The following is a 14,350-nucleotide window of genomic DNA, read 5'->3' as shown; positions in this document are numbered from 1 at the left end:
AGCGGATACTGGCGTGGCAGCGGGGACAGCGGGGTGTCAGGCCCCGGGGACGGTAAAGCCGCCAGTGGAACCAAAGCCTCCAGTACCCCGGACGGACCCGCTCAATTCGCTGACAGGAATGAATTGGGCGTGCTCCACCCGCTGGATCACCATCTGGGCAATTCTATCGCCGCGGCGGAGCTCGATCTGCTGGGAGGAGTCGGTATTCAGCAGGGTGACTGAAATCTCGCCCCGGTAGCCGGCGTCTACGGTTCCGGGGGCGTTGACGATGGTCAGGCCGTGCTTGGTCGCCAGGCCGGACCGGGGGTGGATCAGTGCCACGAAGCCTTCGGGAAGGGCAATGGCGACGCCCGTCGGTACGAGCTTTCGCTCCCCTGGCAGCAGCACGACGTCCTCCCGCGCGCGAAGGTCCGCGCCGGCGTCGCCCGGATGCGCGTAGGACGGGGCTTCCAGTTCCGGATCCAGCATTTTCAGCTGTACCTGGAGGGTGGGTGCGCCGGTGGCCGGGGAGGCGGCCTCGGGGACAAGGTCTACTGTGGCGGGATGATCAGTCACAGTCACTCACTCTAACCCGCGCCCCCAAATCGCTCCTAGGTGTACTGCCTGCGGCGGCGATACCGGCCGGGCACCCTCCCCCAGTGCGGCGGCGCTGTCCCAAGGTGAAATAGCGGACCAAAGGTGGAAAGCTTGGCCTATGCCCGAATCAAGCCCGTCCGCATCAGTTCCCAGCACACCGTCCGCAGGGGCGCCTGCCGCCTACCGGGAAAAGCTGTGGCCCAATGCCTGGATCTGGATTATCGCAGCGGGTGTTTCCGCCGCCGGAATCCTGGTGTTCGCGCCCATCAGCATGGCCGCGGGCTACACCGCGGCAGCTGTGCTCTTCATCATCATTGCAGTCCTCCTGGTGCTTTCCACGCCCGCCATCACGGTTACGGAGGATTCCCTCACGGTCGGCCGGGCAACGATCGAGCGCAGGTTCATTGGTGAAGTCCAGCAGTTCCGTGCAGATGAGGCGACAGCGGAGCGCGGCACCAGGCTCAATGGCCTGGCGTACCTGTGCATCCGCGGATGGATCGACCCCGTGGTCAGGATCGAGATCACCGACCCCGCAGACCGCACCCCCTACTGGCTGGCCTCCACCCGCCATCCGGACCAGCTGACGGCAGCCCTCGCCCGGCGCTGACAGCCGCCGCTGGAGCCGGCCGAACCCCGGATCCGGCGGAAAATCACGGCGCGCCCTGCCCCTTGAGCCAAATCCGCCCGGCCGGGTGGCAGAGTTTCGGTTGATAGTAATGCCAGGGTGGAGGATTTGTATGCAGGATCTACGGCTTGTAGGCGTGCACGACGACGGGACGCATCTCCTGTTGAGCGGGGCCGGCGGCGAGATGTTCCAGCTGCCGATCGACGAGGCACTCAGGACGGCGAGCCGGGCCTCGGCCAAGCCGCGTAACGAGCGGCCCGCCATTCCCATGTCGCCCCGCGACATCCAGGCGCGGATCCGGGCCGGCGCCACAGCAGCCGACGTTGCGGAACTCTCCGGCCTGCCGTTGGCCAAGGTTGAACGGTATGAGGGCCCTGTCCTGGCCGAGCGCGAGTACGTGGCACAGCAGGCCCGCAAGGTGGAAGTGGCGGCGCCCTCGCCCGGCCACGACATTTACCGGTCGGCGTTTGGCGATAATCCAGCCACCCTCGAGGACATGGTGGCGCACCGGCTGTCCGCCCATGGCATCGACCCTTCGACGGTGGAATGGGACTCCTGGCGGCGCCAGGACGGCACCTGGACTGTTTCGGCCAGCTTCGAGGCAAAGTCCGGCGGAACGCCCGGCATCGGCGAGGAACCGCCAGCCCTGTGGACGTTTAATCCCGCCCGCAAGTCCCTGCAGAACACCAATCGCTGGGCGCAGCAGCTCAGTGAACTCGAGCCGCTGGACGGACCGGTGCCCGCCCGCCGCCTCACAGCAGTTTCCGATCGCCCCTTCGATTTTGAAACGGACGCGGATACAGGGAAAGCTTCCTCCCCGGGCCAGGCCGGCCCTGCGCAGGTTCCCGGCAAGGAAGCCGACGGCCTGCTGGATATGCTCCGCTCACGCCGTGGCCAGCGCCTTGGCGTGGACGAGGATTCGGATGACGCCCTGGCGCTGCTGCTGACCCATGGTGTGCCGGCCGCCCACCCGCGCCCGTCCGAGGTTGCCGCCGAGCCGGAGGAACACGATCCGGAACCGCAGGATGAGAAGGGCGACGTCCCCGCCGCACAGGGTGATTCGTTCATCCGGCGCCGCGATGCACGGCCTTCCATGCTGTCCAGGCTCAGCCTCCTTCCGCCGCACCGGGACGTTGAGGGTGACGCGCTGAGGCTGCACGACGGCGTCAGCACCGACACGAGGGAAATCACCATCGCAGCGTCCCCGCAGAAGCCATCCGGTTCCGCTCCGGCCGCGGGCAGCGGGGCTTCCAGTGGTGCCGGGCTGGACGAGCTGCTGGGCAGCAATCCGCGCCGTCCGGCAGCCAAGCAGGACGATTCCTCCCCCAGCACGGGCCAGCTGCCTGAGACCGAGGCGCCGGAAAGGCCTGTCCGGCCGAAGCGCTCCAGCGTGCCGTCCTGGGATGAGATCGTCTTCGGCACCCGAAGCGAGTAGAAGCCTCTCCCCTTGCGCGCTCTTCCTAACCACCCGGTGGAGTGCTAGGCTCCGCCGCAGTATCCCCTTGCGGCCGCCCTAGGGCCGCAATCAGCAAGGAGGTCCGCAGTGCCGCACACCACCTGCCATATGTCGGTCTCGCTGGACGGCTTCGTCGCCGGCCCGGACCAGAGCCGCGAGAACCCCTTGGGCCGGCGGGGACTGGAGCTGCACGGCTGGCACATCGGTGATCCCCGCGCCAACGATGCCGACAAGGCCGCGAACGAATGGCTCATGCGCCCGCGGGGCGCGTACGTGATGGGCCGGAACATGTTCGGCCCGGTCCGCGGCGACTGGGATGAGGAATGGAGCGGGTGGTGGGGAGCGGAACCGCCCTACCACGCACCGGTGTTCGTGCTGACCCATTTTCCGCACGACCCCATCCGGATGGAGGGCGGGACGACCTTCCATTTCGTCACGGGAGGCTTTGACGCGGCCTACGCCGCGGCATGCGAGGCGGCCGGGGATAAAGGCGTCGACATCGCCGGCGGGGCCTCCACTGTTCGGCAAGCCCTGGCAGCGGGCGTGATTGATGAGCTCACCCTCGACATCGCACCTGTACTACTCGGTTCGGGTGAGCGGATCTTTGATGGGGCTGAGTCCTTCGACTTCGAACCCGTCGAGGTGCTCCATTCGCCGCTGGCCACGCACATCCGCTACCGCCGGATCAGCTGACGGCAGCTTCGTGCCGAGGGCAGCGTCCAAGGGCGGGACGTCCACCGTGCCCGGCTGTCATAGGGCCAGCTGCTCCAGGAGGGCTTCCTCGAGCAGGCTTCGCTCCCCGGGTTGGACGCCGGGCGGCCACCACGGTGGTTCCCAGTCCTGGTGTTCGCTTTTGTAGTGGCGGCCGGTGGGTGAGGTCCAGCCTGGTGGTTCGTTCCTGGTGGCCGGGGTGGGTGCCCAGCCGGTGGTGTGCCGGAGCCGGTGGTGTTTTCGGCAGGGCTGTCCCAGGTTCGAGATCCCAGTAGTGCCGCCGTTGGCCCAGGCAAGGATATGGTCGGTGTCGTTGTCCAGGGAGTTGTTGCTGCACCCCGGGAAGGGGCATTTGCCGTCCCGCAACCGCAGCCAAGCCCGCATCGCGCCCGTGACCCTGTAGCTCGTCCGCCCAATCTCCAATGGCGCCCCATCCCGCGGATCCACCAACACCCGATAAAACGACCCCGCCCCGTTCGCCACCAGGTCCCGGGCCATCGACGCCGGAATGGGCCCGTACCCGTCCAACAAAGCCGGCTCGTCCGTCGAGCCCATCAGCGCGAACACCGGCACCGTGACCAGCACCTGCGCCCGGATCCGCGAGGACAGGCCAGCATCTCCACTGCCCTCCGCGCCGGCAACGCCGGCGGGGCCGCTGTTGCCAAGGACCGCCTCACCGAAGGTGTCAGCGCGCAGCTGGGGCATGCTGCGGGGCTCGTCGGGGCCCTGCATGCTCCGGGCGAGGGCGGTGAGCCGGTTCCAGCCGGCCAAGGCTTGGTGGGCGGGCAGGTGTGCGGAGAGCCAGGCCATGCCGTCCTGGTCCGGCCTGAACTCCACCCGCCGGTCCGCCAAGGACTTGGCGTGGCGTTTTTCGATGCTCTCGGCGTGGTGGCGTTCCCGCCAGGTGCGGGCCTTGGCCCTGAACCGGTGCGCGGGCATCTGCCCGGCCGGGCAGCCCCGTGCCGGGTCCGGGACGTCCGGGTCCAGGAAATGCGCTTCCAAGGCCGCAGCACCGGCGGCGTCAAGGCTGGCCGTCTCGTCGACCATGGCCAGGGCGTGCTGCCACGACAGGTCCCCGGCGTGCAGAGCTGACAGCGTTCTGGGCAGTGTTGTGGCAAGGGCGTGGGAGGCGGCCAGGAACGATCCCGCGGCCCGCGGCCCCAGGGCCAGCACACACCCGACCTCCGCGGCGATCGCCGTCTCCTGGGCCTGCACCGGCACATCCGGCCCGGCAACAGCGTGGGCGCTGTCCGAGTACGTCACTGCGGCCTTCGCCTTCAGCGCCGCGAAACCGGCCTCGGCTTCCCGGGCCCCGGCAAGAACATCCAGGCAACCATCGGCGAGCCCCGCCAAGGGATCAGCCGGCGAGAACGGCTCGGGACCGTGCCCCTCCACCTCAGCATCGAGCACAGCAAGGGCAGCACGGATATCCGCATACGCCTTGGCCACCGCTGCTTTCCCCATAAACCAATCATGGCAAGGGGGTACGACATTGTGACTGCCGTGAGGCTCTCACCACATTTGAGGGCAGGAACCTTTGCGAGGGCGTATCAGAACCGGTGGGCCGACTACATGCTCTCCCCTGCCCAAATTCCGGCTGCCCTATCGAAAGGGCAGTTCCTTCCCTTGGAAGGGCAAGACGCCCTGCGCGGGAGTTAGCGTGAACCAGTCAGTGCCCTGTTTGCTTGCAAAAATAATCACTCGCTGATCAGTGTCGAGTGGGTCACCGTCAGGGTAGGACTCGCCGTCGGCAGTACAGGTCATAGGAGTGGAAGAGATGCGGATTGTTCCATCCCCCGGTTCGCCCTTAAGTACCTGTTCAACCTTTATTACGTGGGTTGTGGCCTTGTAGCCGTAGATGCTGGTTTCGCCGTCTTTACCGGCGGGCTCGCCGATCAGCACCAACCCCGCGTGGTCGTATTGATCTTGTGGGGACTCAAACCGGACCCAGTCGACGCAGGCCACGGCGCCGCTGCCTGGCGCCGCGGCGCCTGTTGTTTCGATGCCGCTCCCAGGACCTGCGGGCCGGCTTTGTTGGGTGTCGCTGTTAGCAGCTGCGGGCCCGCTTGGTGGAGTGCCGCAAGCTGTCCCCAGCACAATGACCAGAAGCCCTGCCTGCGCCAGCGAAACGAATTTCCCCATGTCATGAAGGTACTCGCAGCCAAAAGGCCCCACTACCGGCTCCCCAAGATGGAACTGAAACGAGACCCAAACGAATACTTACAGTCCTGCTTCGGCGAGGGCGACTGCAGGCCACTTATACGCTGGCACGCCGGGGGTGCATTCCCCTGGAGGCAATGAGATCTGCAACAAGGGCACCTATAAGGGCCAGAACCAGGGGCGACTTCGCACCTTCCATCGCGATATAGGTCATCAATGGATAGTGCTCATCCGGATTGAGGCGCGGCCCGGATGCCATCGGGATGGCGAGCATGGCCACCAACGCGAAAACTCCAAGAGCCGTGAAGCGTGCGGCCGCGCTGCGGACCGCCGCACGATAGATCAGGACTGCTGCGACAACCAGGACTACAAGGACGGCAGGCCAGAGGTACCGCAGCCAATCACCTGCGACGCTGATGAACCGGTCGTTGAACCCTGTGAAGCCGTGGGCCCCTACCAACTGCAACTGCATGGTGATGTAGCCGGCCAGAAGTATGACCAGCAGAGGCCCTGCCACCGCAACGACCATCGGCGCGACGGCTTCCGTTATGAGCTTCGGGAACTTTCTGTCTTGGCTGGCCACTTTTTCCATGATGAATCCCCCAATTCTGTGTCTTCAGACTTTAGGCCTTTGGGCATCGACCAGACGGGGGAAAGCTAAACCGTTACCAGGATTCCCGTTCCTCCTAGGGGTTCCCAGGAGTTGCCGACCTTATCGCTGCCCGCCGAAGGACACGAGCGCACTAAGAGCCGCAGGGCTTCACTCCGCGATCGCGGCCAATGCTGCCTAAGCCCCGGTACCAGGCGCGCCCGGACCGCCGGTACCGCGCCACAGGCAGGCGTCGACCTCGAACGGCAGCAGCTGGTCCTGCTGGGCCATCAGCTTGGCACCGTGGGCGCTCACCCGGCGCATGAAATGCCGGCGGCACAGCGTCTCGTACCCCACCACGGGAACATGCTCCGCTTCCGGAGCCGCCGCGGCATCCACCACCATGTCCACGTCGCCCACCACCACCTGGGCGCCTTCGGTGACCATGACGCCGTCGACCGTCCTGGCGTTGTGCGTGGCGCGCCGGCCGCACCAGCACAGGGCCTCAACCTGCAGCACCTGGACACGGTCCGCCAGTTCGATGAGCCGCTGGGAACCCGGGAACAGCCGGGTACGGAAGTCGGCAGTGATGCCGAACGCAAAGACGTCGACGTCGATCTCGTCCACCACCTTGGCCAGCTGCTCCACCTGCTCCGGGGAGTAGAACTGGGCCTCGTCGCAGATCAGGTAGTCCACCCGCTGGCCCCGTGTGCGGCGGAGCATGACCTCCTCCCAGAAGTCCGTGCTGTCCACCACCTCCACGGCGTCCGTCTCCAGCCCAAGGCGGCTGGAGATCCGGGATTCGCCGGCACGGTCGTTCCGGCTGAAGCGCACTCCGCCGCGCCCCCGGGCCCGGTGGTTGTAGTCCATCTGCAGGGCCAGCGTCGACTTCCCGCAGTCCATGGTCCCCGAGAAAAAGATCAGTTCAGCCACGCCGGCGCCTTCCCTCGGCCTTGAAGCAAAGCAGCGGGACTTCCCGCTCGGCCTTGGTCAGGGAGCCGTGCTGGCCCACCACTTCCATGGCCGTGGGCCGCATCCGCCGGCCGTCGTACAAGGCAAGCGCGTCGCGGGCCGCGATCATCACGTCACCAATCCGGCGTTCGACGGCGGGACGGACCTCGCCGAACAATCCCCCGGCTATGGCTTCGTCACGTGTGAAGGCCCACACCCTGGAGCCGAAACGCGCCTTCCAGGCAGCCAGCAACCGCTCCCGGCTTCCTGCCGCGTCCGCAAGGTGGCCGTCCTCCAGGTACAGGTGCACCATGCGGGGTTCACCGGCAGTGTGGCGGACCCTTTCCACCAGCGCCGGGTCGGCGGAGAAGTCAATGCGCTGCGGTTCCGGCACGTCGAGCATTCCGTGGTCCGCGGTGAGCAGGATGGTGGTGCCGGCGGGGAGCGAAGCGTTGAGCCGCTTCACCGTTGCGTCGAGCTCCTCCAGCTGGTGCTCCCACTGCTCGGACTGGCAGCCGTACCGGTGGCCGGCCTTATCAAGCTCATTAACGTAGAAGTACATGAGGGACGGGCCGCCGGCTGCCATGGCCTCGGCCGCCGCCGCCGTCCGGGCATGCGCGGTCATGCCTGATATGAACCTGCCGCCCCGCAGGGCGGCCCGCGTCATGGGCGAGCCGTCGAACTGGGAAAGGCTGACTGTGCTGACATCCACCTGGCCGCCGACGCGCTCGAAGACAGTGGGGAACGGCTGCCAGGTGGCCGGGTCAACGCCGGCGTCCCAGTTCCCCAGGAGGTTCACCACCTTGTCCTGGTCAGGATCCAGGACATCGTAGCCCACCATGCCGTGCTGGCCTGCGGACAGGCCTGTACCAAAGCTGGCCAGCGCTGCCGCGGTGGTGGAGGGGAACGCTGAGTCCAGCCACACGGGAACCTCGCCCTGGCCCGCCTGGATGACCGAACGCAGGAACGGCGTATGCGCCGTCTTTTGCTTGACCAGGTTCCTGCCCAGGCCGTCCGCGAGCACCACGCAGACGCGGCTGGCCGCAGGGAGGCCAAGGGTGTTACTGAAGCCGTCCACGCCCAGGCTCGCGGCTGCGCTGGTCAGGACTTCGGCGACGGAACGGCGTCCGTAAGCGGGCGGCGGCGGGAGATCGGGAAGGCGTCCGGAGGCGGCGGGGGCTGGTACGGCTTGGTGGCTGTCTTCGGGCATCAGCGCTGCTGGTGCCCGCGGCTGAGCCGGTTGCCGAACACTCCTGAGCGCGGCCTCGGCGCCATGGACTGGACATGGGGTACGGGAGCGGGGGATCCGGTGTTGACGGCACGCAGGGCGCGGGCGAAGAGCTTGGCATCCTGCACGGCCTGCAGGCCGTCCGCCTCCGCGCTGATCCGCAGCACGATGTCTTCCTGGGCGATGGTGCCGGTGTAGCCGTGATCGGCTTCGCACTGCGGGTCGCCGCAGCTGGCGGGGCCCATGTCCAGCCGCTGGCCGCCGGACCAGGCGATGGACAGGGTGAGCTCACGGACGGGATCGGACGGCTTGTAGTTCTGCGGCTGGGCGTACATGTAGCTCAGCACCACCGAACGGATCTGTGCCACCGGAACCGATTCGGTGGAGATCTGGGCGACGATCTGCTCCCCCGCCTCGTCCAGTTGCTGGTCATCCACATGGGTGATGACCAGCATGTCGGCCGTCAGGACCAGCACCGTGATGTGGCGGCGCACCTCGGCGCGGTCAAAGTGGGTCTCCAGGTGCACCAGGTGGGCCACGCATTCCCGGCCGTCGAGGGCATCATCGACGACGTCGGAGACGAGGCGCGGGTAGAACCCGGCCTTCTGCAGTGCGTCTTCAAGGCTCCGGCCCTGCCCACCGTGGTTGTGTGAGCTGTGCTGGCGCACTGCCTGGTTTTCGTTGCCGGGCGTTTCGGGCGCGGACGCGGGAGGCGGAAAGCTCATGCCCCCTATTTTCACAGATCGCCGGGCCAACTTGCGAACCGCGTCAGCCCAGCATGGCCCGCCGCGCGCTGTCCGTGCGCTGGGCGGCGTTGCCTATGCGGACATCCGCGGCGAGGATCGTGGCGCCCGAGGTCCCGACAAGGACGGGGTTGAACTCCACCAGGGCGATTTCGGGATGGTTGTCCTTCATCCACGCCAGCCTGCCGGCGAGGTCCTCCAGGGCTGCAACGTCCACTGCCGGCAGGCCCTGGTAGCCGAACAGCTTCCGGGAGGCGCGCGGGGACCGGATGAAGTCGTGCACATCCGCTGCAGAGAGCGGCGGCACCCGGTGCGCCCAGTCGTCCAGGAGGTTGACGGCGTCCCCGGCCAGGCCGAATGAAATGACCGGACCGAGCAGGGGGTCCTCGATGGCGCGGAAGGTGCATGCCTGCCCCACCGGCGCCATGGCCTGGACCTCCAACGCCGGATCGCCGTAGGCGGCGAGCGCGCGGCGCATCTGCAGCACGTTCTGGCGCAGCGATTCCGCGTCCTCGATGCCAAGGCGCACGCCGCCCAGGTCCAGCCGGTGCCGCAAGGCCGGCTCGGTGGTCTTTAGGACGACGGGCCAGCCCAGGCCCTCGGCCGCCTCCACCGCCTCTTCCGGCGTTGTGAAGCCCACTGACGGCAGGACGGAAATGCCGTAGTGGCCCAGGAGCGTGGCCGCCGCGGCAGGGTCCAGCTGTTTGAGCTGTTCGCCCCTGACGTCCGCCAGGAGTGTTTCGAGCAGGGCGCCGGCCTGCCGGGGGTCGCAGCCGGCCGGTTCGACGAAGTGCCCCTGGTCGCGGGCCGCCCACTCGGCGTACCGGACCACTGCGGCGAGCGCGGCCACCGCGGCTCCGGGGTTGGAGTAACAGGGCAGGGTGCAGTCCCCGGTACCGACCATCCCCTCCACGTTGACGGCGGGGTCAAGAATGCCGGTAAAGACGGCTAGCACGGGTTTGCCCGCCGCTGCCGAGCATTCCGCAAGCACCGCGGCTATCGCTTCGGGGGCGAGCCCGCGCCCCGGCAGCAGGGCGGCAACGGCTGCGTGCACAGTGTCCGGGGCCAGGGCCTCCAACAGGGCGGTCCGCAGGGCGGGCAGCGCCACCGACTGGCCGGCGTCGAGGTCGAGGCCTGCGACCACCTGCGCCACGCCCAGCCCGTGCGCCGAGGCGCTGTCCGCGACGACGCTGCCCAGCGCCGGCGAGTTGCTGAGGATGGCCACGTCCGCTCCCCGGGGAAGCGGCTGGCCCGACACGACCTGCGCCACGTCCACGAGCTGTTCCACGGTTTCGACGCGGATCACCCCGGACTGGCGGAGCATCGCGTCCAGCGCTCCGGCAGGCGCCTGCGTGGTGCGCACGGCGTGCCCCGGCGGCAGGCGCAGGCCCATGGTGTCGGACTTGGCCACGATGACCGGCTTGGTGCGGGCCAGGCGCCGGGCGATGCGCGAAAATTTGCGCGGGTTGCCCACCGACTCCAGGTAAAGGCCCACCGCGGAGGTATCGGCGTCGTCCTCCCAGTACTGCATCATGTCGTTGCCCGAGACGTCCGCCCGGTTGCCTGCCGAGAGGAGGGTGGACAAGCCCAGCCGGCGCCGGCTGGAGGCGGCATAAAGTGCGACGCCGATCGCGGCGGACTGGCTGAACAGGCCCAGTCCCCCGCGCAGCGGGAGGGACGGGGCCATGGACGCGTTCAAGGACACGTCGGGGTGTGTGTTGACGATGCCCAGGGACGCCGGACCGATGACCCGCATCCCGTTCGCCCGGGCCTGGCGCACCAGGGCGCGCTGCCGCAGGAGGCCGCGTTCGCCGTCGTCCGCGAAGCCTGCCGAGGCGATCACCACGCCTTTGACGCCGGCGGCAGCACACTCGGCCACCACGCCGCTGACTTCCTCGTACGGCACCGCGATGATGGCCAGCTGGACGGGCTCGGGAACTTCGGACAGCTTGCCGTAGGACATCATGCCGGCCAGTTCCAGCGCTTCGGGGTTGATGGCGTAGACGGGCCCGTGGAAGCCGCCTTCAATGATGTGTTCCAGCAGCTGGTACCCCACGGTGCCCCACTTGCGGCTGGCTCCTATCACGGCAACGGACGACGGCGCCAGCAGGTCCCGGACGCTCCTCGCCTCCGCGCGGTGCTCGCGGGATTCCATCACCGCACGCGATTTCTCGGTGGGGTCGATGTTGAACTCCAGGCTGACGACGCCGTCGTCGAAGTGGCGTTTGACGTCGTAGCCGGCGTCCGAGAAGACCATCAGCATCTTGCGGTTCTCGGGCAGCACTTCGGCGGTGAACTTGCGGATGCCGTTTTCGTGGGCGGCGGCGGCAAGGTGCTCCAGCAGGATGGAACCGATGCCCCTCCCCTGGTGGGCGTCCGCGATGTTGAACGCCACCTCGGCCTGGGTGGGGTCGGCCAACCGGTCGTAGCGCCCGATCCCGATGATTTCGCCGTGGATGGTGATGACGAATGCCACCCTGTCCTTGTAGTCCACCTCGGTGAAGCGCTTGAGCTCCTTGGCGGACAGCCTGGCCTTGAACGCGAAGAAGCGCATGTAGATTGAGTCCTGCGACTGCCCGGTGTGGAAGGCCTGGACGGCGTCGGCGTCCGAGGGGTGGATGGGACGCAGGTGCGCTGTCCCGCCGTCCCGCAGGACGACATCGGCTTCCCAATGTTCCGGATATTCGCCGTCCCCGGGCTGATCCACCATAGGCTTAGCCTAGCCAAAAACTATCGCAGCACGCCCGCAGGCTGCGCAGTAACCCCAGAAGGATTTACCAGCCCCATGGCCCGCCGCCAAAGCCCAGCCCCGATCGCCGACGACAACTACACCGAAAACATCGTCGATATCGATGTCACGTCCGAAATGCAGGGCTCCTTCCTGGAGTACGCGTACTCGGTGATCTACTCCCGCGCCCTTCCGGACGCCCGGGACGGGTTGAAGCCGGTACAGCGCCGCATCCTCTACATGATGAGCGACATGGGCCTGCGCCCGGACCGCGGCCACGTCAAGAGCGCGCGCGTGGTGGGCGAGGTGATGGGCAAGCTGCACCCGCACGGTGACGCCGCCATCTACGACGCCATGGTGCGCATGGCGCAGGACTTCTCCCTGCGCCTGCCGCTGATTGACGGGCACGGCAACTTCGGCTCGCTCGACGACGGCCCCGCAGCACCGCGCTACACCGAGGCCCGGCTGGCGGCGGCCGCCCTCACGCTCACCAACCACCTCGACGAAGACGTGGTGGACTTCGTCCCCAACTACGACAACCAGCTCACCCAGCCGGACGTCCTTCCCGCCGCCTTCCCCAACCTGCTGGTCAACGGCGCCACCGGCATCGCCGTCGGCATGGCCACCAACATGGCCCCGCACAACCTGGTGGAGGTCATCTCGGCGGCGCGGCACCTGATCGCCAACCCCGATGCCTCGCTGGATGACCTGATGCGGTTCGTCCCCGGCCCGGACCTGCCCAGCGGCGGCCGGATCGTGGGCCTGGACGGCATCCGCGACGCCTACGCCACCGGCCGTGGATCCTTCAAGACCCGCGCCAAGGTGGAAATCGAACAGCTTTCCGCGCGCCGCACCGGCCTGGTGGTCACCGAGCTGCCGTACATGGTGGGCCCGGAAAAGGTGATCGAGAAGATCAAGGACGCCGTCAACGCCAAGAAACTGACCGGCATCAGCGACATCGTGGACCTGACGGACCGCAAGCACGGGCTGCGGCTGGTGATCGAGCTCAAGAACGGTTTCAACCCCAACGCGGTCCTGCAGCAGCTCTACCGGTACACGCCGATGGAGGACTCCTTCGGCATCAACAACGTCACCCTGGTGGACGGCCAGCCGCAGACGCTGGGCCTGGTGGACCTATTGCGCGTCTACGTCAACCACCGCATCAACGTGGTCCGCCGCCGGACCGTCTTCCGGCTCGGGAAGAAGAAGGACCGCCTGCACCTGGTGGAGGGTCTCCTCATCGCCATCGTGGACATCGACGAGGTCATCCAGATCATCCGGTCCTCGGACGAGGCCGCCGCGGCCCGCGAGCGGCTCATGTCCATCTACGACCTCACCGAAATCCAGGCCAACTACATCCTGGAACTGCGCCTGCGCCAGCTCACCAAATATTCCCGGATCGAGCTGGAGAAGGAGCAGGACGAGCTGCGCCGCGAGATCGCCGACCTCGAGGCGATCCTGAACTCCGAGGAGCTGCTCCGCACCGTGGTCTCCGATGAACTCGGCGCCATCGCCGAGGAACATGGCACCCCGCGCCGCACCGTCCTTTTGGAGTCCGAGGCCGTCTCCCCCACCGTGGCCGCCGAACTTTCCGGGGCCAACGGCAGGAAGGGCAAGGCTGCGCCGCTGTCGCTGGAGATTGCGGACGACCCCTGCTGGGCGATCCTCACCGCATCCGGGCAGGTGGCCCGCACCACCAACCAGGAACCCTTGACCGAGGCGGGGCCCCGGAGCAAGCACGACGTGTACACATCCGTGGTGAAGACCTCGGCCCGCGGCGAAATCGCTGCCGTCACTTCGCTGGGCCGCATGCTCCGGCTGCAGGTCATGGACATGCCGGTGCTTGAGCCCGTGGCCGGGCTGCCCAACCTGGCCGGCGGTGTTCCGGCCAAGGAATTCCTGACCCTGGTGAAGGGTGAGTCGCTGGTCGCGTTCGTGCGCCTGGACGAGGTCCTGGCCATCGGCACCGCGCAGGGCGTGGTGAAGCGCGTCCAGCCGGACTACCCGCTGAACCGCGAGGACTGGGAAGTGATCACGCTCAAGGACAAGGACTTCGTGGTGGGCGTGGCACCGGCAGCCGCGGACGACGCCGACCTGGTGTTCCTCACCCGGCAGGCGCAGCTGCTGAAGTTTCCCGCAGGCAACGTCCGGCCGCAGGGGCGGACGGCAGGGGGCATGGCCGGCATCAAACTGGCCGCCGGTGACCAGGTGATCTTCTTCGGCGCTGTCCAGCCCAAGGACGAGGCCGCCGTCGTCGTGACCATCGCCGGCAGCAACGGCGCCCTTCCCGGCACCGCCCCGGGCACGGCGAAGGTGACCGCCTTCGCGGAGTACCCGGTCAAGGGCCGCGCCACCGCCGGAGTGAGGTCGCACCGGTTCCTGAAAGGCGAGGACGTGCTGCTGCTGGCATGGGCCGGGCACGGGCCGGCAAAAGCCTCCTCAGCGGCCGGGGTGGCCCGGTCGCTGCCGCAGGAACACGGCCGGCGTGACGGCTCGGGCGTCCCGCTGTCCCAGGCCGTGGAGGCCGTGGGTCCGTCCATGGCATGGGCGGACGAAGCAGCTGCGGAAGGCTAATGCCGGGCG

Annotated in this window: 12 protein-coding genes; 4 read left to right on the top strand and 8 right to left on the bottom strand. The window is 67.7% G+C overall.

Annotated elements, in window-relative coordinates:
• Positions 1-36: 36 nt before the first annotated feature.
• Positions 37-555 (bottom strand): dUTP diphosphatase, encoded by a 519-nt coding sequence (gene dut, locus K4G53_RS20645; RefSeq protein WP_221387558.1) that lies wholly within the window; start codon positions 553-555, stop codon positions 37-39.
• Positions 556-694: 139 nt separating this feature from the next.
• Here dut and K4G53_RS20640 point away from each other — a divergent pair, with 139 nt between their 5' ends.
• The 3 genes from K4G53_RS20640 to K4G53_RS20630 all read left to right on the top strand — a co-directional run bounded on the left by K4G53_RS20640 (position 695) and on the right by K4G53_RS20630 (position 3,350).
• Entirely contained in the window at positions 695-1,183 is a 489-nt protein-coding gene (locus K4G53_RS20640) for a DUF3093 domain-containing protein (protein ID WP_221387557.1), read from the top strand.
• A 130-nt stretch (positions 1,184-1,313) separates the two neighbouring features.
• A complete protein-coding gene (gene sepH, locus K4G53_RS20635; protein ID WP_221387556.1) occupies positions 1,314-2,636 on the top strand; it encodes a septation protein SepH in 1,323 nt (440 codons plus the stop codon).
• Positions 2,637-2,744: 108 nt separating this feature from the next.
• Positions 2,745-3,350 carry a dihydrofolate reductase family protein gene (locus K4G53_RS20630; RefSeq protein WP_221387555.1) on the top strand — a complete coding sequence of 202 codons (606 nt, stop codon included), beginning with the start codon at positions 2,745-2,747 and terminating at the stop codon, positions 3,348-3,350.
• A 57-nt stretch (positions 3,351-3,407) separates the two neighbouring features.
• Here the strand turns inward: K4G53_RS20630 and K4G53_RS20625 are convergent, their stop codons facing one another.
• From K4G53_RS20625 to K4G53_RS20595, 7 genes are all read right to left on the bottom strand, one after another.
• Positions 3,408-4,832: an HNH endonuclease signature motif containing protein gene (locus K4G53_RS20625; protein ID WP_221387554.1), complete on the bottom strand. Its 1,425-nt coding sequence runs from the start codon at positions 4,830-4,832 to the stop codon at positions 3,408-3,410.
• A 138-nt stretch (positions 4,833-4,970) separates the two neighbouring features.
• A complete protein-coding gene (locus K4G53_RS20620; RefSeq protein ID WP_221387553.1) occupies positions 4,971-5,510 on the bottom strand; it encodes a hypothetical protein in 540 nt (179 codons plus the stop codon).
• Between the two features lie 115 nt (positions 5,511-5,625).
• Complete coding sequence (locus K4G53_RS20615) at positions 5,626-6,120, bottom strand: hypothetical protein (protein ID WP_260323901.1); 495 nt, start codon at positions 6,118-6,120, stop codon at positions 5,626-5,628.
• Positions 6,121-6,315: 195 nt separating this feature from the next.
• Positions 6,316-7,050, bottom strand: a complete 735-nt coding sequence (locus K4G53_RS20610; protein WP_221387552.1) for a thymidine kinase — start codon at positions 7,048-7,050, stop codon at positions 6,316-6,318.
• The gene (locus tag K4G53_RS20605) at positions 7,043-8,278 is read right to left on the bottom strand and encodes an alkaline phosphatase family protein (RefSeq protein ID WP_221387551.1); all 1,236 of its coding nucleotides are present in this window, start codon (positions 8,276-8,278) and stop codon (positions 7,043-7,045) included. Before K4G53_RS20605 ends, K4G53_RS20610 begins: the two co-directional genes overlap by 8 nt.
• Positions 8,278-9,021: a DUF5998 family protein gene (locus K4G53_RS20600; protein ID WP_221387550.1), complete on the bottom strand. Its 744-nt coding sequence runs from the start codon at positions 9,019-9,021 to the stop codon at positions 8,278-8,280. Before K4G53_RS20600 ends, K4G53_RS20605 begins: the two co-directional genes overlap by 1 nt.
• A gap of 43 nt (positions 9,022-9,064) precedes the next feature.
• Positions 9,065-11,749, bottom strand: coding sequence for a bifunctional GNAT family N-acetyltransferase/acetate--CoA ligase family protein (locus K4G53_RS20595; protein ID WP_221387549.1), 2,685 nt, complete (start codon positions 11,747-11,749; stop codon positions 9,065-9,067).
• 75 nt (positions 11,750-11,824) lie between these two features.
• On the opposite strand from K4G53_RS20595, the gene K4G53_RS20590 reads away from it, so the two are divergent.
• Complete coding sequence (locus tag K4G53_RS20590; protein WP_221387548.1) at positions 11,825-14,341, top strand: DNA topoisomerase (ATP-hydrolyzing) subunit A; 2,517 nt, start codon at positions 11,825-11,827, stop codon at positions 14,339-14,341.
• Positions 14,342-14,350 lie beyond the last annotated feature (9 nt).

It is taken from the genome of Arthrobacter sp. MAHUQ-56 (assembly GCF_019710585.1).
Classification (GTDB): domain Bacteria; phylum Actinomycetota; class Actinomycetes; order Actinomycetales; family Micrococcaceae; genus Arthrobacter.
This window is presented reverse-complemented; position numbering and strand designations above follow the sequence as displayed.